Origin of the sequence: Flavobacterium sp. (genome assembly GCF_035299005.1) — a bacterium.
Classification (GTDB): Bacteria; Bacteroidota; Bacteroidia; order Flavobacteriales; family Flavobacteriaceae; genus Flavobacterium.
On sequence record NZ_DATGXL010000014.1, the window covers coordinates 328,480 to 350,017 of the forward strand.

The following is a 21,538-nucleotide window of genomic DNA, read 5'->3' on the forward strand; positions in this document are numbered from 1 at the left end:
CGTGTCAAACTCCATCAATATACTATCTACTAAAACACTTTTGCAAAGTCAGAAGCAACTATTTTTTGATAAAAAGTTTTGCGTCACTGAAAAAGATTTTATTCAAATTAAAAATAAAGATTTTGAAGTAAAACAAATTAACGATAATCTAATTTTTAGTAGTCAAAATGCTGTAGAAAGTGTTTTAAAATATCCTGAATTAAAATCAAAAAGTGTTTTTTGTGTAGGATTGAAAACAAAAAAGATTTTAGAGAAAAACAGTTTTAAAGTCTTAGTTTACAACGAATATGCAGCAGATTTAGCGGAAATTATTACATCAATTTATAACGACGAAAGTTTTACTTTTTTTTGCGGCAATATTAGAAGAGACGAATTACCAAATGTGTTAACCAAAAACAATATTACATTTAATGAAATCACTGTTTATGAAACCAATTTAAAACCATATAAAGTTGAGCATAAAATAGATGCATTATTGTTTTTTAGTCCATCAGCAGTAAATAGCTTTTTAGAAAGTAATATAATAACGAACGAAATTTGCTTTTGCATTGGAACAACCACAGCAAAAGCATTAGAAAATAAAGCAAAAAACATTGTAATTGCGTCACAACCTTCTGTTGAAAATGTAATTACTGAAGTAATAAAATATTATAAATAAAATAATCCCTGACAGGTTTCGAAAACCTGTCAGGTCTGAAAAACAAAAACCATGTTAAAGAACGATTTATTTTTAAGAGCATTAAAAGGAGAAACTGTTGAACGTCCACCCGTTTGGATGATGCGTCAAGCAGGAAGATATTTACCAGAATTTAGAGCCTTGCGCGACAAATATGCTTTTTTTACCCGTTGCGAAACTCCAGAATTAGCAGCTGAGATTACGGTTCAACCCATACGAATTGTAAAACCAGATGCGGCCATTTTATTTTCAGATATTTTGGTAGTTCCAAGAGCTATGGGCATTCATGTGGAATTAAAAGACAATTTAGGTCCGATAATTCCAAATCCTATTCGTACTGCTGAACAAGTAAATCAGGTTTTTGTGCCGAATATTCACGAAACTTTAGGTTATGTGATGGATGCGGTAAAATTAACCAAAGAAATGTTGAACGACGAAGTGCCATTAATTGGTTTCGCAGGTTCGCCATGGACGATTTTCTGTTATGCTGTTGAAGGAAAAGGCTCTAAAAGTTTTGATACCGCAAAAGGATTTTGTTTTTCAAATCCGGTAGCGGCACACTTATTATTGCAAAAAATTACAGATACAACCATTTTATACTTAAAAGAAAAAGTAAAAGCAGGTTGTAACGCCATTCAAATTTTTGACTCTTGGGGCGGAATGCTTTCTCCAGTAGATTATCAAGAATTTTCATGGCAATACATCAACCAAATTGTTGAAGCTTTAGCCGAAGAAACGGAAGTTATCGTATTTGGAAAAGGATGTTGGTTTGCTTTAAACGAAATGTCTAAATCAAAAGCATCAGCTTTAGGAGTAGATTGGACTTGTTCGCCAAGAAACGCACGTTATTTAACAGGTGGTGACATTACCTTACAGGGGAATTTCGACCCAAGTCGTTTACTTTCTCCTATTCCAACCATCAAAAAAATGGTACACGAAATGATTGATGAATTCGGAAAAGACAAATACATCGTCAACTTAGGTCACGGGATTTTACCAAATATTCCTGTTGATCATGCTAAGGCGTTTGTTGAGGCAGTGAAGGAGTATAAGAAATAGTTTGATTTATAAACTAATGATAAAAACCGATTCATTTTATATAATCACTTTACGAGCAGATAACGCAAAAAGTCTATCTGAAATGATGGTTTTGAATTTTGATAACTTTAAACGTTACTTTCCAATTACACTATCAAAAAATCAATCCTTTGATGATAGTTTAAAATATATTGAAGAAAAAAGAAAAGAAAACGATTCAAAATCTGAATTTACATTTGGAATTAAAGATATTTCAAATTCAAAAATTGCTGGTTTAATTATCATCAAAGAAATAAATTGGGATACGAAACAAGGAGAATTTGCCTATTGTATTAGTTCAGAATACGAAAACAAAGGTTGGATGTCAAAAGCTATTGCTCTAACCACAAAATACGGTTTTGAAGTTTTAGGATTCGATAAATTTCAAATTATTGCTCATAAAACAAATATTGGAAGTTGTAAAGTTGCAGAAAAATGTGATTTCGAATGGAAAAGAACACTTTTAAATGAATACACACCGCCAAATGAAAATCCATTGGACATGGAATTATATGAATTAGAACATGAAAAATAAATTCTACACCTACATACAAACCCTGCAAGATCAAATCTGTAAAGGATTAGAAGCTATTGATGGTGGCACCAAATTTCGAGAAGATTTATGGGAACGACCAGAAGGCGGTGGCGGTCGCACACGTGTTATTGAAAACGGAAATGTTTTTGAAAAAGGTGGTGTAAATATTTCAGCCGTTCATGGTAAATTACCCGATACGATGCAAAAAATGTTTGGTGTTGGAGAAGCCGATTTTTTCGCTTGCGGATTGAGTTTGGTGATTCATCCAAAAAATCCAATGGTACCAACGGTTCATGCGAATTGGCGTTATTTTGAGATGTATGATGAAAACGGCGACATCATTAACCAATGGTTTGGCGGTGGACAAGATTTAACACCTTATTATTTGTTTGAAGAAGATGCCAAACATTTTCATCAAACCTGTAAAAATGCTTGCGACAAACATAACCCTGAATTTTATCCGAACTATAAAAAGAAATGCGACGAATACTTTTGGAACGCACATCGATTTGAAGCTCGTGGAATTGGTGGTTTATTTTTTGATTATTTAAAAGCAACCGAGCAAATGTCGATGGAAGATTGGTTTAATTTCGTGTCAGAAGTTGGTAATTCTTTCTTGCAAGCGTATATTCCCATTGTGGAGAGAAGAAAAGATTTACCTTATTTGGATGCTCAAAGAACTTGGCAAGAAATTCGCCGTGGTCGTTATGTGGAATTTAATCTAGTACATGATAAAGGAACGCTTTTCGGACTAAAAACCAACGGAAGAATTGAAAGTATTTTGATGAGTTTGCCACCACATGTGCAATGGGTGTACGATCATCATCCTGAACCAGGAAGCGAAGAAGAAAAATTACTAAAAATATTAACAAAACCTGTTGATTGGGTATAAAAAAACTCCGCTATTAAAAATAGCGGAGTTTTTATTTTTTCCCTTTGTTTAGTTTAAATAATCAACTAAATCCAAAGTTTGTAAAATAATGTTTTTGTCAGAAAAATTAGAATTCATTTCCATTTCAACTTTCATTTTATTGTCATTTATTTTGTTTGAGGATTTGAATTCAATATTTTTAAATTGGTTACTCACTTTCAACATTTTTTCGGTTTCTCTTCCAAAATCTTCACTCAACAAAAGGCTTTTCATAAAACGTTGTACGTCAAAATTTCCATACATATAATTTTTACCCAAATCTTTTTTTACTTGCTTAGAAAAATCTGACTTTGAACCATTATTCAAGTAATTTAATCCGTTTGTAATTACAAAAACATCTCCATCTTTTAGTAATACTATTTTTCCGACTTCTGTAAATTCTTTAATTACATAATAATTGTTTTCTTTTACTAAAACATTCTTTCTTACACCCAAGTTCAATAATTTATCCCCCATTGTTGGATGAGTTGATGTCATAATCATAGTAAAAACAGGTCTTGTCTTTGTAATCGTTTTTTCCTCTTTAACTTGTTCATAATTTTCATCATAAGAATATCCTGTGTACTTATATTCATATGGCTCCATACTGTGTAAAAACATAGAAATGTCTCCGTCAAAAAGTGTTGCTGTTGCTTCTTCATCAACAATTGTGCTTACCAAATCCGTAATGATTTCAGTGTCTTGTTTGTCAAATGGTAAGTTTGCTAGAATTTGTTCAGTAATTTCTGGATAGCTTTTCAAAACTTCCTCTGTGCTTGAATGATAAGTCATGTAAGCCAAAGGAGTTTCTTTTGGAAAATAATTATAAATGCTTTTATTTGGTTTTCTAGCAATAATTTTCTGCATAACTTTTGCTAAAGATGAAGAATATTCCACCGTTTGTTCAACCCTAGCTTTATCATTTTTAAAATAAAAATCAACATTCATTCCTTTTACGATGTTTTCATATGATTTAGCATTTGTATTTGGAGAAAATGTTCTGAATAAATAATTAAACGAACTCATTTTTCCATAAACTGACTGATAGTCTATCCATGATGATATATCTGCTTTTGTATTAATTTTATTTGAAGTTGGAAATTGAAACTCGTTTTCAAACAAAAGTGCAATTTGTTCTTCTTGTTTTTCTTGTTTTTCTCTTCGAGCTTGTTCTTGTTCTCTTCTACTCTCTTCTAACCATTTGTTATAATATGAATCATCATATGCCTCAACTGCAACTGGTGCATCTTCTTCCCATTCCTCATCTTGCTCATCGTCACCTTTAACATCTCCATAAATTTTAACAGCTGTATCGTCTGCTAATCTTTTTTCTAAAACCACTTCTTCAATTGCGGGTGGTGCTTCTTCTACAACAATTTCTGCAGGTCCTAATTCTTCATCATAATCGCCCTGATATTCCTCAACCACTGCTGCCACTGTATCGGCAACCATAATATCTTCACTATAGTCAGTATAAGCGTACGAGCTTCCCATATTGCTTTCTACAAGTCCATAGATAATGAAATTATTATTATTCCAAGCTAATGAATAATCTTCATTTTTTGGTGAATAAACAGTATATTTTGAATGCGATTGTATTGTGTTTGGAATTGAATCAGAGTTGTCAAAATTGTTATTATCTATTCTTTTTTGAATAAAATTTTTCAACCCTTTTGCGTCTTTCAATGGAAACGTTATTTGATAATACGCAATACTATCTGTAAAGTTACCATGAATAACAACAGGTTTTGTTTTATCAATAAACGAAATAAAATCGTTCAATTTAAAATCTGAACTTTCTCGGTTGAAACTTTTAAATGATTTATGATTAAATAATTCATCAATGTTTACTTTTCTAGCAAATTGAGGTGTATTGAACTGCACAAAATAATCATATTTTTCTTGATTTTTTTGACTAAAAAGTACCGTTGGAAGAACTAATAATAAATAAAAAAACTTTTTCATACTAAATTAAGGATTGAAACTAATGGCATTATTCATTAGGTTATTATTGTTTAAAACATTCCAAATGTTTTGTTTTAAAAAAACTGTTTTTTTGGATTTTGAAAGTTTACTGTTTGGGTTTTGAACTGTAGCCACATCTTTATCAAAAGTATATACGGCAGTAATATTTGCTTTCAGTAAATCTTCTTTTTTATCTTCGTTTTTGATTAAATTTTTTGGTAAAGGATAAGATGCAATGCGTTCAAATTTTCCATTATTGTTTTTAAAATGAACAAAATTATTCTTCTTATCAATAGTATTTAAAACTGCATTTAATGTCTCTAAAGAATTATAAGAAAAATTAATTTTAAAAACATAATTGCTAAAATCATACGAAGTAGAAATTTTAGAAGCACCTTTTATTTTGGAAGCATCTGCTCTAAATTGAGCCAACTTTGTTTTAATTTCTTCTTCACTTGGAATACTTACGCCATCCACTTCTTCTAATAGAATTGCAGATTTGGTTTTTAGCCACGAACTAGAAAAATCTACCACTAAACTATAATCACCACTTTGATTATTGTTGTGCTTAATTTTCTCTGTTACTTCAAAACAACCTGTTAGTAAAAGACAAATAATAAGAAAAATCATGTTCTTCATATTGCAAAAATAAGATTTAATTAACACATACACTGTTTTTGAAAGGAAAGAATTCAGTAAAAATAGTTAACTTTACCACTCCAAATTACATTTATATATATATCAAATTTCAAACCATAATGTTCCCACTTAGAAGAAACCGCAGATTAAGAACCAATGAAAGTATTCGTTCATTAGTTCGTGAAACTATATTATCACCAAACGACTTTTTAGTACCTCTTTTTGTAGTGGAAGGAAAAGGTGTAAAGAACGAAATTCCGTCAATGCCTAATTATTACCGATATAGTCTAGACTTGTTAGAAAAAGAAGTAAAAGAACTTTGGGCAATGGGTTTAAAATCGGTTTTAGTATTTGTAAAAGTACCCGACAATTTAAAAGACAATAAAGGTGTAGAAGCTTTAAATCCAAACGGATTAATGCAGCGCGCAATTAAAGTAATTAAAAATGCTGTTCCAGAAATGATTGTAATGACAGACGTAGCTCTTGACCCTTATTCTGTATATGGTCATGATGGAATTGTAGGAAACGGAATGGTTTTAAATGATGAAACTTCTGGATTTCTAGCTCAAATGGCATTATCTCACGCACAAGCAGGTGCCGATTTTGTAGCACCAAGCGATATGATGGACGGAAGAATTTTAGAAATGCGAGAATTATTAGAAAATAATGGGTTTATAAATACTGGTATTATGAGCTATAGCGCTAAATATGCTTCGGCTCATTATGGACCATTTCGTGATGCTTTAGATAGCGCACCAGTAGATTTAATTGATATTCCAAAAGATAAAAAAACTTACCAAATGGATTATCATAACCGTTTGGAAGCCATAAGAGAAACCAGAATGGATATTGAAGAAGGAGCTGATATTGTAATGGTTAAGCCGGGAATTTCTTACCTAGACATTGTTCGCGAGGTAAAAAACATGTCTGAAGTTCCAGTGGCTGTTTATCAAGTTTCCGGTGAATATGCAATGATAAAAGCCGCTTCTGAAAGAGGTTGGCTAGACCACGATGCAGTAATGTTAGAACAAACCACTGCTATTAAAAGAGCGGGTGCTGATATTATTGCCAGCTATTTTGCTAAGGATATTGTTAAATTGCTAAAATAGCTATTTTTCTTGTGTGACATTTATCACATTCTATATGCTTGTGATATTGTAATTTTATCGATATTTCTAAATTTTATCAAAATGAAACTCGTACTAAAATCCTTAGCTGTTTTTGCTTTAGCAATTTCAGTATCTAATTGTGGGGACAAAAAAGAAACCGACGCAATGGGTAACACCGTTGAAGAAACAACAGAAACTACTCCTGCTCAACCAGAAACTACCGCTGACCCATTGTTAGCAAAAGGGCAAGAACTTTTTGAAGGAAAAGGAACTTGCGCAACCTGTCATAAAGCTGATGCAAAAACTGTGGGCCCTGCAATTAAAGACATTGCAAAAGCTTATAAAGAAAAAAATGCTAGCATAGCTTCTTTTATTAATGGTGAAGGAGAACCATTAGTTGATCCTTCTCAATATGAAATTATGAAAGCTAATTTTGTAATTACAAAAGCCATGTCTGAAGAAGATCGAAAAGCCCTTGAAACGTATATGATGAGTATAGAATAATTTTTATTCTACTACTAGTTTAAAGCCCACGCGAGGAATATTTTCAATTCTTACGTGGGTTTCTTCTTTTATAATTTTTCGTAATCTCGAGATAAAAACATCTAAACTTCTGCCTAAAAAATAATCATCACTTCCCCAAAGTGCAATTAAAATTTTCTCCCTTTTTAAAACTGTATTAGGATTATCTAAAAATAATTGTAATAATGAAGCTTCACGTTCCGTAAGCGTGATTTTTTGAGTATCATTTTTTAATAAATAATTTTCCGGTTCAAAATGAAAGCTACCAAAAGTATAATTTTTTAAGGCTGGTTTATCTGTTGATTTTTGGCTTCGATTAAGGAAAATTTCAATTTTTAAAATCAATTCTTCTATAGAATATGGTTTTACTAAATAGTCATCTGCCCCCAATTTTAAGCCTTTTATTCTATCTTCTTTCATGGTTTTCGCCGAAAGAAAAATAATAGGAATCTCTTGATTTCGTTTTCTAATTTCTGTTGCAATTTCAAAACCGTCCATGTCGGGCAACATAATATCTAAGACACACAAATCAAATGATGTACTGCAAAATAGTTGAAACGCTTCCTTACCATTATTACAATGCGAAACTTCAAAATGTTGCTCTAAATTATCAGCTGTTAAAAACGCTAAAGTTTCATCGTCTTCTACATATAAAATTCGTTTTTTACTCATAATCGTTTTTGTTTATTTGAATTGAAACTGTAATTCCTTTGTCATCATTATTTTTAACTGAAACATTCCATTTATGCCATTCACAAACACGTTTTACATAAGATAGCCCTATTCCAAAACCTTCGATATCTTTATTGTCTTGACGGGCAACTCTATAAAATTTATCGAAAACAAATGGTAAATCTTTTTCTGGAATTCCAACTCCATTGTCTGAAAAATTTAAAAATAATCCTTTATTTGTTTCGTTCGATTTTATTTGAATTTTTGCTTCGTTTTCAGCATATTTAACCGAATTATCTATGATATTATAAATAAGATTATAAAAATGAAACTCATCTGCTATAACAAAATATTTTTTATCTAATAAAATATCTATTTGGATGTTTTTTTGATGCTTTAACAAAATATTTTCTTTAACTAACTCTAAAACTGAATTAATATCAACCTTTGTTTTTTCAAGTACAATTTGATTACTATCTGTTTTAGCCACATATAAAATCTTTTCAATATGCTGATTTAGTTTATTACTTTGATTGATAATAATTTGCATGTATTTTGACAGCTTTGGATTGTCTTTAATTTCATTTTGAGTGTTTGCGTAATTTGATGCAATTAATATTGATGCTAAAGGTGTCTTAAACTCATGCGTCATATTATTGATGAAATCTTTTTGCAATTCTGTATATCTTTTTTGTTGTAACATTAAAAAAACAGAATACACATAAATAATAAGCACTAAAAATAAAACAGCTGTAAACACCCAGTATTGGCTTAAACTTGTAAAATAACTTTGTTTTAAATGAGGGAAACGAATAGCAAAATAATAGGTTAAATCTGTGTTTTTAGAAAAACAATCTTCACACACCTTTGAAGGCGTTCCATCGATTGATATATAATTTCCATATACCATTGATTCTGAGCTACAATCATAAATAGCATATTCAAAATCTAATTCTAATTTTACTTTATCAAATTCTGTTTTTAAATAGTGTTCTAATATTCTATTTTCAAAAACATCGTTAACATTTACAATAAAATAGTTCTCACTTACCTTTTTTATAGGATTAGCAACAGGTAATTCTGATTTATTATCCCTATAGATTTTTTCCACCACATCTTGCAAAGCAAAATGGATTTTGTCTTCCGTATCTCTTTTTTCAAAGATATAGGCCTGATTGAGTAAAAACAATTGCATGATAATAACACCTACAATTGCTAAAAACCCAATAAAGATCACTGTATTTAGTCTATTAAATTTCATATTGACTCCGATATTACAAAAATTGAATGGTAAAAAACAACCATTAACAACTTGTTAACAATCATTTGAATGTGATTAACAACTACTTTTTTTTGTTTGCATAGCTTTGTAACACAAAATTAAAATAACTAAAATATAATAAGGTATGAAATCAATTAAATTATCAATCGTAGCATTATTTCTTGCAAGCGCTTCATTTGCTCAAGTTAAAGATGCTAAAATCGAAACAGCAAAAGCTACTCAAGCTCCTGTTGCCGCAACTGTAACACCAGCTGCTGCGCCAAAACAATCTGCAATTAAATGGGATAAAGAAATTCATGATTTTGGAGATATTCCAAAAGGAATTCCTGCAACTTATGAATTTACTTTCACAAACAATACTAAAGAAACAATCTTAATTACAAATGTAAAACCAGCTTGTGGTTGTACAGCTGCAAACTATACAAAAACACCTATCAAACCAGGAGAAAAAGGTATGGTAGCTGCGACATTTAACGCTGCTTCTGTAGCTCCTTTTCAAAAATCAGTTACAGTAATGACAAACGAAGGTGGTGTTGAGAATGTTAAAACTTTATCTTTCAAAGGAAAAGTTATTGACACTGCTGCACCTGCAACTGATAAAAAAGCAGAAATTAAATCATAATTATAATTCAACTTTTTTACATCTTAAAAAAACCATCTGAATTTCAGGTGGTTTTTTTTATATTTACTACATGGAAACAGTAATTATAAAAACGCCCTTAGGTTTTACTGAAATTTGCGGTGATAAAAACGGCATTTCAAAAATTCATGTAATGGATGAAGAATTCGAAATTTCATCAAAAACTCCGAAAGCTTTAAAAGAAGCTGTTACACAACTACAAGAATATTTTGAAGGAAAAAGAACTGATTTTTCTTTTAAAATTAATCCCTCTGGAACAGATTTTCAGCAAAAAGTTTGGCAGGAATTATTAAATATTCCTTACGGAAAAACATGTTCTTATTTAGACCTTTCCAAAAAAATAGGTGATGTAAAAGCAATTCGTGCAGTTGCTTCTGCAAATGGTAAAAATCCACTTTGGATTGTAGTTCCATGCCATCGTATTATTGGTTCTGACGGTTCTTTAACTGGGTATGCTGGAGGCTTATGGCGCAAAAAATGGCTGTTGGAACATGAAAATCCAGTGAAACAAGAAAGTTTATTTTAGTTTTTTTAAAATCATTCTAACTTTTTCCTACTTTTATAACACAATCTTATAAAATTAGTAAATGAAATTCCTGCTAAAATTCCTAAAATGGTTCGCAATTGTTTTTGCTGCTATTATTATTTTAATGTATGTTTTTGATGTTGATTATTTGCTACGTGCTGTAAAAACAATTTATTTCAAAGGTTATACCACTGCTTTTTTAGAAGATTATAAAGAGTTCCCAAATCGCGAAATCAAAAAAGGAACAGCTCAACCATGGGCAATTGCTTCAGATTATAACTCTGTTCCAGCTACACAAAATTTACAAAAAACACACAAAGAACTTCAAACCATTGCCTATTTAATTATAAAAAATGATAGCATCTGGCATGAAAGTTATTTTGATGGTTTTGATAAAAACTCCAAAACCAATTCATTTTCAATGGCAAAAAGCGTGGTTACCATGGCACTAGGAAAAGCCATTATGGAAGGAAAAATAAAAAGTTTAGACCAAAAAGTAATTGATTTTTTTCCTGAATTAAAAGGGAAATTTGCAAAAGATGTAACTGTTGGTGATTTATCTTCAATGGCTTCAGGATTGAGTTGGGACGAAAAATATTACAGCCCGTTTTCAATTGTAACTCGTGCTTATTTTGACAATGATCTAGATAAAGTAATTCTTGGACTAAACATCAATGAAAAACCAGGGCAATCGTTTAAATATCTAAGCGGTGCTACCCAATTATTAGCCATGTGCATTGAAAAAGCTACTGGAGAATATTTATCAGATTATGTTTCAAAACACTTTTGGCAACCCATGGGAGCAGAAAACGAAGCGCTTTGGCAATTAGATGAAGCACCTGACGGAATTGAAAAAGCCTATTGTTGTATTGCAAGTAATGCTAGAGATTTTGCGCGTTTTGGGAAATTATATTTGAATAACGGAAAATGGAATGGTCAAAAATTATTAGATAGTGCTTTTGTGAAAAAATGCATCACACCTCGTTTTAAAGCAACACCGCATTATGGCTATGGTTGGTGGATGCACAACTTTTTGGACAAAGATTTATATTATATGCGCGGACATTTGGGTCAGTTTGTAATTGTAATTCCTGAAGACGACATAATAATTGTACGATTAGGTCATTTAAAAGGAGTACAAACTTCATATGATCCACATAGTGAAGATTTATATATTTATGTTGAAGAAGCATATGAAATGTTGAAAAAAAGAAATAAAACTATTAAATAATACCTCTATAAATTCTTGTAAAATGATTGAAAAAATTAACTTAAATAACATTTTATTTTTAGATATTGAAACCGTTCCTGAACATCAAAATTATGGCATTTTAGATGAAGAAACACGTTATTTATGGGAGCACAAAACGCAATATCAACGCAAAGACGAAGTTTCAGCAGAAGATTTTTATGAACGCGCTGGAATTTGGGCAGAGTTTGGAAAAATCATCACCATTTCTGTTGGTTATTTTGTAAATAAAGGCGATATTAGAAATTTTAGAGTAACTAGTTTTTGGGGTGAAGAGAAGAAAATTTTGAATGATTTTTCCAATCTATTAAATACTCATTTCAACGGAGCACAACACGTTTTATGCGGTCATAATGCCAAAGAATTTGATATTCCATTCATTGCCCGACGTATGATTATCAACGGAATTGCTTTGCCAAACAAACTAAATTTATTCGGTAAAAAACCATGGGAAGTACCGCATTTAGACACGTTAGAATTATGGAAGTTTGGCGATTATAAACATTTTACTTCATTAAAGCTTTTAACAAAAGTACTTGGAATTCCATCGCCAAAAGATGATATCGACGGTAGCGAAGTAGCACACGTTTTTTATGTTGAAAATAACATTGATAGAATTATCACGTATTGTGAAAAAGATGTCATTGCTGTGGCCCAAATATTCCTAAGATTAAGACGAGAGGATTTATTGGTAGATGATGAAATTATTCATGTTTAGAAATTCAGTTAAAATAATTTTTGTTTCTGTACATTTACAAAAAATATAACACATGGTTTTAAGCAGATTCTGGTTAGTAATATTTATATCGTCTATCTTTTTTATTGTTTTCGGATTGTTCTCTTCACAATACTATTCTATTGATTATGTGTTGAATGGCAAACAAGGTGAACCCCTTTTAATTGGTGAAAAATATTTAAAAGAAGTTCCTCAATTTGTTCAAGACAGTGTCCAAAAAGCGGAAGATAAAACATTCATTATTAATAAAAATGAAGCTGATGCAGACACTACTTATGTTTACAATAATCAAACTGTAAAAATCTACAGCGGAAAACAAAAAGCAGATGGTTTACTTCCTATGACCAAAAGCAGTTTGTTTGATTTGATTCTGCCCTTGATGGCTTATTTGTCATTTTTCTGTGGAATTATGGAATTACTAATTATTTCTGGAGCTTCTGAAAGATTAGCTAAAAAACTGAGTCCTCTATTTGCTAAAGTATTTCCTTCTATTCCAAAAAATCACGAATCAATTTCATACATGACATTGAATTTTGCGGCTAACTTTTTAGGATTGGATTCAGCAGCTACTCCGTTTGGATTAAAAGCCATGCAAAGTTTACAAGAATTAAACCCTGATAAAGACCGAGCGAGTGATGCCCAAATTATGTTTATGTGTTTGCATGCTGCGGGTTTAACTTTAATCCCAACATCAATTATTGGGTATCGAGCGGCAGAACATGCTGCCAATCCTGCCGATGTAATGTTACCTTGTATCATTACTTCTTTTGTAGGAACAATCGCTGCTTTTATTTTAGTTGGAATCAAACAACGAGTTAATTTTAAAAGTGCTTCTTTACTAGCGGCTTTAATGGGAGTTATTGGAGCCATTGTTGGATTATTATTCTATGTTAACAGTTTAGATTTAATTGGAAAAAATTACTTTACTTCTAATCTTTCAGGACTACTTTTGATATTAATCATTGGTGGTACTTTAATATTTTCCTTTATTCAAGAAAAGAAATTCGTGGAACAAAAAACAACTATTTTCGACACGTTTGTAACTGGTGCCAACAACGGATTAAAAACCGGAGTGACTATTTTCCCTTATGTAATGGGAATGTTAGTGGCGATATCGTTATTCAGAAATAGTGGTTTGTTTGAAATCATAGCCAACGGAATTTCCTTTTTATTTGCACATCTTGGTGTAGCTAAAGAAATTACCGATTCACTTCCTGTGGCGATGTTACGTCCTTTTAGTTCAGGTGGTTCTCGTGGTTTTATGATTGATGCAATGAAACAGTTTGGCCCTGATTCATTAACTGGAAGATTAAGTTGTATTTTCCAATGTAGTGCCGAAACGACTTTCTATGTAATTGCCGTTTATTTTGGAAGTGTCAACATTAAAAACACACGCTATACGTTAGGGATGATGCTTTTAGTAGATTTAATCTGTGTAATTACGGCGATTTTTGTGGCGAGCTGGTTTTTTTAAAGTATAGTAAATAACCAAAATTCATTTTTTCATTCCCATCAAAAATCCGTAACTTTACCTTTCAAAACATACACAAATGGACTTTTTATATCAAGACCCGTATCCAATTTTAAAAGACGATACACAATACAAAAAACTTACTTCTGATTACGTAAAAGTTGAGCAACTTGGCGATAGAGAAATCTTAGTGGTTGACCCAAAAGGATTAGAATTATTAGCACAAGAAGCTATGGACGACGTTTCATTTATGTTGCGTTCGGCACATTTACAAAAATTAAGAAACATTATCGAAGACCCAGAAGCAACAGACAACGATCGTTTTGTGGCTTATAACTTATTGCAAAATGCCGCAGTAGCGGTAGAAGGTCAATTGCCTTCTTGCCAAGATACTGGAACTGCAATTGTGGTTGCCAAAAAAGGTGAAAACGTTTACACAGGCGTGGAAGATGGCGAATGGTTATCAAAAGGAATTTACAACACATACCAAAATAAAAATCTTCGCTACTCGCAAATTGTTCCGATTTCGATGTTTGAAGAGAAAAACTCAGGTTCTAATTTACCAGCACAAATTGATATTTATGCAAAAAAAGGAAATTCATATGAGTTCTTATTTTTAACAAAAGGTGGTGGTTCGGCTAACAAAACGTTTTTATATCAAAAAACAAAATCGTTGTTGAATGAAAAATCGTTAGACGAATTTGTTCGTGAGCGTATTATGGATTTAGGAACAGCGGCTTGTCCTCCGTATCACTTGGCTATCGTTATTGGTGGTACTTCTGCAGAAGCGAATTTAGCAGCCGTGAAAAAAGCTTCGGCAGGATATTATGACAATCTTCCAACTTCTGGAAATATGTCGGGTCAAGCGTTTCGTGATTTAGAATGGGAAAAGAGAGTACAGATTATTTGTCAAGAAAGTCAAATTGGAGCACAATTTGGTGGAAAATATTTAACGCATGATGTTCGTGTAATTCGTTTACCTCGTCATGCTGCCTCTTGCCCTGTTGGAATGGGCGTTTCTTGTTCGGCTGATAGAAATATCAAAGGAAAAATCACGAAAGACGGTATTTTCTTAGAGCAATTAGAAACGAATCCAGCGCAATTTTTACCAACAACTGCTCCACATTTAGAGCCTGCTGTAGAAATTGATTTAAACAAACCAATGTCTGAAATTTTAGCAGAATTATCTAAATATCCTATCAAAACGCGTTTGAAATTAAACGGAACGTTGATTGTAGCTCGTGATATTGCACATGCAAAAATCAAAGAATTATTAGATGCTGGAAAACCAATGCCAGAATATTTTAAAAATCACCCAGTATATTACGCTGGACCAGCAAAAACTCCAGACGGAATGCCTTCTGGAAGTTTTGGACCCACAACCGCAGGAAGAATGGACGTTTATGTAGACGAATTCCAAGCCGCTGGCGGAAGCATGATTATGCTTGCAAAAGGAAATCGTTCGAAACAAGTAATGGACGCTTGTAAGAAATACGGTGGATTCTATTTAGGTTCGATTGGTGGTCCTGCAGCTATTTTAGCTAAAGAAAATATCTTAGCTGTAGAAGTAGTTGATTTTGAAGAATTAGGCATGGAAGCCGTTCGTAAAATTACGGTGAAAGATTTCCCAGCTTTTATTATTACTGATGATAAAGGAAATGATTTTTTTATGAATCTGTAAAGTATTAAGATAGCAGAATTAAGTATTAAGACGAACCTGTAAGTTGAAAGACTTGCAGGTTTTTCATTTGAAATATGATTCTAATAACGCTATTGATTTTTTTACTTTACTATCAAATATGAATTTCAGAATTAAGAGAAACCCAATCAAAAATGGAAAAAACAACAACACTTGTTTCTCTTGCATTTTCATATAGATAAACAAAATAAAAAGAGGTTCGACTAATATTATAAACCACAATACTTTTTTCATTATCGAACTTAAATCAAACACTAAGTCAACTTGATTGCCATGAATTTTTCCTGTAATTTCTGGACGAAATTGATTTCTTGGTCCATAATCAAAGGTTGGTTTTATATTAATTTCTCCACTTAAATTCACATTTCCTTCAAAATCAAATTTAGAATTGTCACGATGAAAATTTTCAACCTTAGTTTGAAGAATTGAAATAATTTCTTCTTTAGGAAGTAAAGTTTTTATGGTGTGTGATTTTTTTAACATGATTTATCTACTCAACAAACAATACCAATCCTTTCAAATAATGACCTTCTGGGTGGTAAATATTCGTTGGGTGATCTGGTCCTTGTTCTAATTTGTGCAAAACTCTGATGTTTCTTCCGGTTTCTATGGCTGCTGCGGCAACGGTATTGTAGAATAAAACATCATCAATAACTTGCGAGCAAGAAAAAGTGAATAAAATTCCGTTAGGCGCTAAGGCTTTTAAACCGGCAATATTTAGACGCTTGTAGGCTTGTGTTGCGGTGTGTTTACTTTTGATGCTTTTCGCGAAAGCGGGTGGATCTAATACGATGACATCATATTGTTGTGTGTGCTCTTTCATGAAGTTGAATACATCATCCGCAACTGCTTTATGATTGGCATTTGGAAAATTTAATTCCATATTACTCGCCGCCAAATCTACTGCTTTTTGAGAAATATCTACTGAAGTAACCAATTCTGCTCCTGCGCTCATCGCGTAAATTGAGAATCCGCCTGTATAACAAAAAGTGTTTAGTACTTTTTTGCCTTTTGAGAATTCGCCTAGTAATTTTCGGTTTTCTCGTTGGTCTAAGAAGAACCCTGTTTTTTGCCCTTCTACCCAATTTACTGAAAACAAAATGTTGTTCTCTTTAGCAACCGCTTCTGCTTTGTTTCCAAATAAGAAATAATCGGTTCCTGTATTCGGTAAAGTTCCTGAACTTTTACAATAAATAGTTTCGCAATAGCCTGGAAAATTCGATTTTATGGCTTCAGCGATTTTCTCGATTTGAAGAAAAACTCCCGTTGAATGCGCTTGAATTACCCAGTTTTTATCGTAATAATCAATAATTAATCCTGAAATTCCATCACCTTCGCCATGGATTACACGAAAAGCATTTGTAACTTCAAAATCCAATAATTGTTTACGTAAATACCAAGCCGATTGTAGTTTGGCTGCCCAAAAGTTCTCAGAGAAAGTTTCATCTCCAAACGTCAAAATACGAACTACGATACTTCCTTTATCACTGAAATATCCTGTTCCTAAATGATTGTTTTTCGAATCGACTACATCTACCATTTCACCATCGTTTATTTCACGACTTACGCCATAAACCGCACCACTGAAAATCCAAGGGTGACGACGTTGAATAGATTTTTCTTTACCTGATTTTAGAATTACTTTTGGGAACATATATTGATTTGAAAATGAAAAAATTTGAGAATTTGAAAATTACACTAGCGAATTAGTTCATTTTCAAATTCTCAAATTGATTAATTAATTTGCATTTCAGGAATATCTCCTTCAATGATTAAATCGGCTTCAGTTGCTTTGATAATATCTTCAACTGAAACGCCTGGCGCACGTTCTAACAATTTAAAACCTTTAGGTGTGATTTCTAAAACAGCTAACTCAGTAACAACTTTTTTCACACAACCAACACCCGTTAAAGGAAGCGTACATTTTTTAAGAATTTTCGATTCTCCAGCTTTATTTACGTGCATCATTGCCACGATAATATTTTCTGCTGAAGCTACTAAATCCATAGCGCCACCCATTCCTTTTACCATTTTTCCTGGGATTTTCCAGTTGGCAATGTCACCGTTTTCAGAAACTTCCATCGCACCTAAAATAGTTAAATCTACTTTTTGCGCACGAATCATTCCGAAACTAAATGCCGAATCAAAGAAACTTGCGCCTGGCAAAGTGGTAATAGTTTGTTTTCCTGCGTTGATGATATCAGCATCTTCTTCTCCTTCAAAAGGAAATGGACCCATTCCTAAAACTCCGTTTTCTGACTGAAATTCTACTGAAATATCGGTACGAACGTAATTGGCAACTAAAGTTGGGATTCCGATTCCTAAGTTTACATAGTAACCATCTTTAACTTCTTGTGCTATTCTTTTTGCGATTTGATTTTTATCTAATGCCATATATTATTTGATGATTTGAAAATTTGATGATTTGAAAATTAACCCTTCTTTGAAGAAGATATGATTTTAGAAATTATCAAATTTATCGATTGTAACTTTTTAAATAATTCTTCGTTAGGATTTGGATAGAATTCAGAATTATTACATAGCTCTAACCAAAATTGCAACTCATCTGCTTCTTTAGCTGAAATTTTAAACTTATGAATAAAATCAGCTTTACTTTCGGCATTTTGAGCTTCTCTAATATTTGCTCCTATTGATGTTCCACTTCTAAAAATTTGAGAAGCCATTTCAAAACGATTTGATTTTCTAATTTCCTCTGAAAAACTTATTATTTCTAAAGCAAACTCGAATGTTAATTTTACAATTAAATTATCCTTATCGTTTCTCATCTTCAAATTTTCAAATTAAAGAATTTTCAAATTATTTTTGACGAACTGTTCTTTGCTCAATTCTTTTCTCAAATTTCTCACCTTGGAAAATACGGTTTACCATAATTCCTGGAATGTGAATTTCGTTAGGATTTAAAGTTCCTGCTGGTACCAATTCTTCAACCTCAGCAATTGTAATTTTTGCAGCACCTGCCATACAAGCATTGAAATTACGTGCGGTTCCTTTGAAAATAAGATTTCCTGCTTCGTCACCTTTCCATGCTTTTACGATAGAAAAATCGGCTTTGTAAGCCAATTCCATTACGTGCATTTTTCCGTTGAATTCGCGTGTTTCTTTTCCTTCTGCGACTTCTGTTCCGAAACCTGCTGGTGTAAAAAATGCTGGAATTCCTGCTTGTGCAGCTCTGCATTTTTCAGCTAAAGTCCCTTGTGGGGTCAATTCTACTTCTAATTCTCCTGAAAGCATTTGACGTTCGAATTCTGCATTTTCACCTACATAAGAAGAAATCATTTTTTTGATTTGACGTTTTTGCAATAACAATCCCAGCCCAAAATCATCAACACCTGCATTATTTGAAATGCATGTTAGATTGGTTACGTTTTTAGTGACTAATTCAGCAATACTATTTTCAGGAATACCACAAAGACCAAAACCTCCCAACATGATAGTTTGCCCATCTTGAATTCCTTCTAATGCTTCTTTTACGTTATTTACTTTTCTTGAAATCATATAGTGTTATTGTTGTTTTTATAATCCTTCGAACTCATCCATACTTGGTTCATCTGTTGGAACCGCTGTTGTATCAACAACTTTTTTAGGTGTCCAACAATCTACTTTTATAGATAAATTATCGGGTCTTTCAAATGGTTCTCTTGATACATCTAAATCACTGTCATCATAACATTTTTTCATAAAGATTCCCCAAATAGGTAATGCTGTTGTAGCACCTTGACCCATATGAGTGGATCTAAAATGCGCTGCTCTATCTTCATTTCCTACCCAAACTCCTGTGGCTAAATTAGGTACCATACCAATAAACCAACCATCAGAATTGTTTTGAGAAGTTCCTGTTTTTCCAGCAACCGGATTTGCGAAACTATAATCATACTGAATAAAACCTCCACCACCATATTTCAATCGTGCTCCAGTTCCCGACTCTTTTACACCTTCCATTAATTTAATAACTGTATAGGCAACGTCTTTATTTACAACATCTTTCTGATAAGGAATAGGTTGATCAATTACAACCCCGTTTTTGTCTTCAATTTTGATGATAAAAGTAGGTTTTACATATACTCCTTGATTAGCAAATGTACTCATTGCCCCTACCATTTCTTCAACAGTAATGTCAACCGCTCCTAAAGCAATTGATGGCTGAACTGGAATTTTTGAAGTTACCCCTAATTCTTTTGCCATGTCTACTACGGCTTGTGGACCCACTCTATCTATCAGTTTAGCTGAAACTGTGTTGATAGAATTTGCTAATGCTTTTTGTAAAGTAATAGTTCCTCGATAATTTCCATCTGAATTTTTTGGCGACCAATCGGCGTCTATTCCCCATTTCCCTTTTGGCATGGTGAAATAACTGTCAATAATTGAATCACAAGGCGACATTGCTAATTGCTCAATCGCAGTTGCATAAACAAAAGGTTTAAAAGTAGAACCAACTTGTCTAGCTCCCTGTCCAACATGATCATATTGGAAATATTTATAATTAACACCTCCAACCCATGCTTTAATATGACCGCTTCTTGGCTCCATGGCCATCATACCAGTTTGCAACATGTGTTTGTAGTAAATAATAGAATCTTTTGGTTTCATGATGGTGTCTTTTTCGCCCTCATAAGTAAAGATTTTCATTTTTGCAGCAACATCAAAAGATTTAATAATTTCTTCTTCAGATTTGCCATTCAAGTCCATTTTTCTCCAGCGTTCAGAGTTTTTCATGGCTTGCATCATGATTTGATTGGTTTGCTCTGGAGTGATGTCAACAAAAGGTGCATTTTCTTTGTCTTTCATCCCTTTAAAAAATTCTTTTTGTAAATTTTTTAAATGTTCTTGCACTGCTTCTTCAGCATATTGCTGCATTTTAGAATCAATAGTTGTGTAAATTTTTAAACCATCTCGGTACAAATCATATTCTGTTCCGTCTGGTTTTAAATGGTCTTTTACCCATTTTCTCATGTAATCTCTTAAATATTCTCTAAAATAAGTAGCACTACCTTCTGAATGGCTTTCCGGTCTGAAATCTAATTTTATTGGAATTTTTCTTAATTGTTCTCTTTGGGATTCTGTAATTACATTATTTTTAGCCATCTGTTGTAGCACGGTGTTTCTTCGATCTAAAACCAATTTTGCTCTTTTCTTTCTATTTGGATTATACAAAGATGGGTTTTTTAACATCCCTACAAATAATGCAGATTCTTCAATTGTTAAATCTTTAGGTTCTTTATTCATATAGATTTTTGCAGCTGATCGAATTCCAACTGCTCCATTTACAAAATCTACCTGATTTAAGTACAAAGCAATAATTTCTTGTTTAGTATATTGTCTTTCTAAACGAATGGCAATAATCCATTCTTTGACTTTTTGAATTACTCTGAACAAAATAAATTTTGAACCTTCGCCATGGAATAAATTTTTTGCTAATTGCTGGGTCAGTGTACTTGCTCCACCATCTCTTCCCAGTTTAACAACTGCTCGTAAAGTTCCTTTTGCATCAATTCCTGAATGCTCATAAAAACGTTCATCTTCAGTTGCTACCAAAGCTTTTACAAGATATTGTGGTAATTCATGGTATTTTACAGGGGTTCTATTTTCTTTATAAAACTTTCCTATAACTACTCCATCAGCTGAAATAATTTCGGTTGCCACATTTGAATCAGGATTTTCTAAATCATCAAACGAAGGCATTTTCCCAAAAAATCCCCAAGAAGCAAAAAGGAATAAAAAAATAATTCCTAAAAATCCATACTTAAAAAGTTGCCAAAACTTTCTAGTATATTCAGAATAATCATTTGAAACTGGTTTTTTAGTCGCCATG

At 32.4% G+C, this 21,538-nt stretch carries 22 protein-coding genes; 12 read left to right on the forward strand and 10 right to left on the reverse strand.

The features are described 5' to 3' along the window. Position 1 precedes the first annotated feature (1 nt). Genes VK164_RS10365 through hemF form a run of 4 tightly spaced genes read left to right on the forward strand, consistent with a single transcriptional unit; the run spans position 2 to position 3,180 of the window. Positions 2-658 (forward strand): uroporphyrinogen-III synthase, encoded by a 657-nt coding sequence (locus VK164_RS10365; RefSeq protein WP_324209268.1) that lies wholly within the window; start codon positions 2-4, stop codon positions 656-658. A 51-nt stretch (positions 659-709) separates the two neighbouring features. After that, a complete protein-coding gene (hemE, locus tag VK164_RS10370; RefSeq protein WP_324209269.1) occupies positions 710-1,735 on the forward strand; it encodes a uroporphyrinogen decarboxylase in 1,026 nt (341 codons plus the stop codon). 16 nt (positions 1,736-1,751) lie between these two features. Next, positions 1,752-2,288, forward strand: a complete 537-nt coding sequence (locus VK164_RS10375; RefSeq protein ID WP_324209270.1) for a GNAT family N-acetyltransferase — start codon at positions 1,752-1,754, stop codon at positions 2,286-2,288. After that, positions 2,278-3,180, forward strand: coding sequence for an oxygen-dependent coproporphyrinogen oxidase (hemF, locus tag VK164_RS10380; protein WP_324209271.1), 903 nt, complete (start codon positions 2,278-2,280; stop codon positions 3,178-3,180). The genes VK164_RS10375 and hemF overlap by 11 nt, the downstream gene beginning before the upstream one ends. Positions 3,181-3,228: 48 nt before the next feature. Here hemF and VK164_RS10385 read toward each other — a convergent pair whose 3' ends face one another. Together VK164_RS10385 and VK164_RS10390 are read right to left on the reverse strand one after the other, a co-directional pair. Next, positions 3,229-5,163: a hypothetical protein gene (locus VK164_RS10385; protein WP_324209272.1), complete on the reverse strand. Its 1,935-nt coding sequence runs from the start codon at positions 5,161-5,163 to the stop codon at positions 3,229-3,231. A 6-nt stretch (positions 5,164-5,169) separates the two neighbouring features. Then, complete coding sequence (locus tag VK164_RS10390; protein WP_324209273.1) at positions 5,170-5,793, reverse strand: hypothetical protein; 624 nt, start codon at positions 5,791-5,793, stop codon at positions 5,170-5,172. A gap of 128 nt (positions 5,794-5,921) precedes the next feature. Here VK164_RS10390 and hemB point away from each other — a divergent pair, with 128 nt between their 5' ends. Continuing rightward, positions 5,922-6,911, forward strand: coding sequence for a porphobilinogen synthase (gene hemB / locus VK164_RS10395; RefSeq protein WP_324209274.1), 990 nt, complete (start codon positions 5,922-5,924; stop codon positions 6,909-6,911). An 81-nt stretch (positions 6,912-6,992) separates the two neighbouring features. Continuing rightward, the gene (locus tag VK164_RS10400) at positions 6,993-7,415 is read left to right on the forward strand and encodes a c-type cytochrome (RefSeq protein ID WP_324209275.1); all 423 of its coding nucleotides are present in this window, start codon (positions 6,993-6,995) and stop codon (positions 7,413-7,415) included. A gap of 3 nt (positions 7,416-7,418) precedes the next feature. On the opposite strand, the gene VK164_RS10405 is transcribed toward VK164_RS10400, so the two are convergent. Both VK164_RS10405 and VK164_RS10410 read right to left on the reverse strand, forming a co-directional pair. Further along, entirely contained in the window at positions 7,419-8,105 is a 687-nt protein-coding gene (locus tag VK164_RS10405; protein ID WP_324209276.1) for a response regulator transcription factor, read from the reverse strand. After that, positions 8,098-9,366, reverse strand: coding sequence for a HAMP domain-containing sensor histidine kinase (locus tag VK164_RS10410; RefSeq protein WP_324209277.1), 1,269 nt, complete (start codon positions 9,364-9,366; stop codon positions 8,098-8,100). The genes VK164_RS10405 and VK164_RS10410 overlap by 8 nt, the downstream gene beginning before the upstream one ends. Positions 9,367-9,511: 145 nt before the next feature. Here VK164_RS10410 and VK164_RS10415 point away from each other — a divergent pair, with 145 nt between their 5' ends. The 6 genes from VK164_RS10415 (at position 9,512) to VK164_RS10440 (ending at position 15,690) form a co-directional block, all read left to right on the forward strand. Continuing rightward, complete coding sequence (locus VK164_RS10415) at positions 9,512-10,009, forward strand: DUF1573 domain-containing protein (RefSeq protein WP_324209278.1); 498 nt, start codon at positions 9,512-9,514, stop codon at positions 10,007-10,009. A 70-nt stretch (positions 10,010-10,079) separates the two neighbouring features. Beyond that, entirely contained in the window at positions 10,080-10,553 is a 474-nt protein-coding gene (locus VK164_RS10420; RefSeq protein ID WP_324209279.1) for a methylated-DNA--[protein]-cysteine S-methyltransferase, read from the forward strand. 61 nt (positions 10,554-10,614) lie between these two features. Further along, complete coding sequence (locus tag VK164_RS10425; RefSeq protein WP_324209280.1) at positions 10,615-11,784, forward strand: serine hydrolase; 1,170 nt, start codon at positions 10,615-10,617, stop codon at positions 11,782-11,784. A gap of 22 nt (positions 11,785-11,806) precedes the next feature. Continuing rightward, positions 11,807-12,520, forward strand: coding sequence for a 3'-5' exonuclease (locus tag VK164_RS10430; protein WP_324209281.1), 714 nt, complete (start codon positions 11,807-11,809; stop codon positions 12,518-12,520). 52 nt (positions 12,521-12,572) lie between these two features. Further along, a complete protein-coding gene (locus tag VK164_RS10435) occupies positions 12,573-14,012 on the forward strand; it encodes a nucleoside recognition domain-containing protein (protein ID WP_324209282.1) in 1,440 nt (479 codons plus the stop codon). Positions 14,013-14,088: 76 nt separating this feature from the next. Continuing rightward, positions 14,089-15,690: a fumarate hydratase gene (locus VK164_RS10440; RefSeq protein ID WP_324209283.1), complete on the forward strand. Its 1,602-nt coding sequence runs from the start codon at positions 14,089-14,091 to the stop codon at positions 15,688-15,690. Between the two features lie 63 nt (positions 15,691-15,753). Here VK164_RS10440 and VK164_RS10445 read toward each other — a convergent pair whose 3' ends face one another. The 6 genes from VK164_RS10445 to VK164_RS10470 form a co-directional block, all read right to left on the reverse strand. Beyond that, on the reverse strand, positions 15,754-16,191 hold the full coding sequence (locus VK164_RS10445) for a hypothetical protein (protein WP_324209284.1): 438 nt from the start codon (positions 16,189-16,191) through the stop codon (positions 15,754-15,756). Positions 16,192-16,198: 7 nt separating this feature from the next. After that, positions 16,199-17,362 (reverse strand): class I SAM-dependent rRNA methyltransferase, encoded by a 1,164-nt coding sequence (locus VK164_RS10450; RefSeq protein WP_324209285.1) that lies wholly within the window; start codon positions 17,360-17,362, stop codon positions 16,199-16,201. An 80-nt stretch (positions 17,363-17,442) separates the two neighbouring features. Further along, on the reverse strand, positions 17,443-18,102 hold the full coding sequence (locus tag VK164_RS10455) for a CoA transferase subunit B (protein ID WP_324209286.1): 660 nt from the start codon (positions 18,100-18,102) through the stop codon (positions 17,443-17,445). 38 nt (positions 18,103-18,140) lie between these two features. Further along, positions 18,141-18,494, reverse strand: a complete 354-nt coding sequence (locus VK164_RS10460) for a four helix bundle protein (RefSeq protein WP_324209287.1) — start codon at positions 18,492-18,494, stop codon at positions 18,141-18,143. A 31-nt stretch (positions 18,495-18,525) separates the two neighbouring features. Beyond that, entirely contained in the window at positions 18,526-19,224 is a 699-nt protein-coding gene (locus VK164_RS10465; RefSeq protein WP_324209288.1) for a CoA transferase subunit A, read from the reverse strand. Positions 19,225-19,242: 18 nt separating this feature from the next. Next, positions 19,243-21,537: a transglycosylase domain-containing protein gene (locus tag VK164_RS10470; protein ID WP_324209289.1), complete on the reverse strand. Its 2,295-nt coding sequence runs from the start codon at positions 21,535-21,537 to the stop codon at positions 19,243-19,245. Position 21,538: the final 1 nt, after the last annotated feature.

Bases quoted from the DNA above. Each gene is read 5' to 3' on its own strand.
- VK164_RS10440 (WP_324209283.1), top strand. From the start codon at position 14,089: ATGGACTTTTTATATCAAGACCCGTATCCAATTTTAAAAGACGATACA.
- hemF (WP_324209271.1), top strand. From the start codon at position 2,278: ATGAAAAATAAATTCTACACCTACATACAAACCCTGCAAGATCAAATC.
- VK164_RS10390 (WP_324209273.1), bottom strand. From the start codon at position 5,793: ATGATTTTTCTTATTATTTGTCTTTTACTAACAGGTTGTTTTGAAGTA.
- VK164_RS10425 (WP_324209280.1), top strand. From the start codon at position 10,615: ATGAAATTCCTGCTAAAATTCCTAAAATGGTTCGCAATTGTTTTTGCT.
- VK164_RS10415 (WP_324209278.1), top strand. From the start codon at position 9,512: ATGAAATCAATTAAATTATCAATCGTAGCATTATTTCTTGCAAGCGCT.
- VK164_RS10385 (WP_324209272.1), bottom strand. From the start codon at position 5,163: ATGAAAAAGTTTTTTTATTTATTATTAGTTCTTCCAACGGTACTTTTT.
- VK164_RS10435 (WP_324209282.1), top strand. From the start codon at position 12,573: ATGGTTTTAAGCAGATTCTGGTTAGTAATATTTATATCGTCTATCTTT.
- VK164_RS10470 (WP_324209289.1), bottom strand. From the start codon at position 21,537: ATGGCGACTAAAAAACCAGTTTCAAATGATTATTCTGAATATACTAGA.
- VK164_RS10420 (WP_324209279.1), top strand. From the start codon at position 10,080: ATGGAAACAGTAATTATAAAAACGCCCTTAGGTTTTACTGAAATTTGC.
- hemE (WP_324209269.1), top strand. From the start codon at position 710: ATGTTAAAGAACGATTTATTTTTAAGAGCATTAAAAGGAGAAACTGTT.
- VK164_RS10450 (WP_324209285.1), bottom strand. From the start codon at position 17,362: ATGTTCCCAAAAGTAATTCTAAAATCAGGTAAAGAAAAATCTATTCAA.
- VK164_RS10400 (WP_324209275.1), top strand. From the start codon at position 6,993: ATGAAACTCGTACTAAAATCCTTAGCTGTTTTTGCTTTAGCAATTTCA.
- VK164_RS10460 (WP_324209287.1), bottom strand. From the start codon at position 18,494: ATGAGAAACGATAAGGATAATTTAATTGTAAAATTAACATTCGAGTTT.
- VK164_RS10410 (WP_324209277.1), bottom strand. From the start codon at position 9,366: ATGAAATTTAATAGACTAAATACAGTGATCTTTATTGGGTTTTTAGCA.
- VK164_RS10375 (WP_324209270.1), top strand. From the start codon at position 1,752: ATGATAAAAACCGATTCATTTTATATAATCACTTTACGAGCAGATAAC.
- VK164_RS10455 (WP_324209286.1), bottom strand. From the start codon at position 18,102: ATGGCATTAGATAAAAATCAAATCGCAAAAAGAATAGCACAAGAAGTT.
- VK164_RS10405 (WP_324209276.1), bottom strand. From the start codon at position 8,105: ATGAGTAAAAAACGAATTTTATATGTAGAAGACGATGAAACTTTAGCG.
- VK164_RS10445 (WP_324209284.1), bottom strand. From the start codon at position 16,191: ATGTTAAAAAAATCACACACCATAAAAACTTTACTTCCTAAAGAAGAA.
- VK164_RS10430 (WP_324209281.1), top strand. From the start codon at position 11,807: ATGATTGAAAAAATTAACTTAAATAACATTTTATTTTTAGATATTGAA.
- VK164_RS10465 (WP_324209288.1), bottom strand. From the start codon at position 19,224: ATGATTTCAAGAAAAGTAAATAACGTAAAAGAAGCATTAGAAGGAATT.
- hemB (WP_324209274.1), top strand. From the start codon at position 5,922: ATGTTCCCACTTAGAAGAAACCGCAGATTAAGAACCAATGAAAGTATT.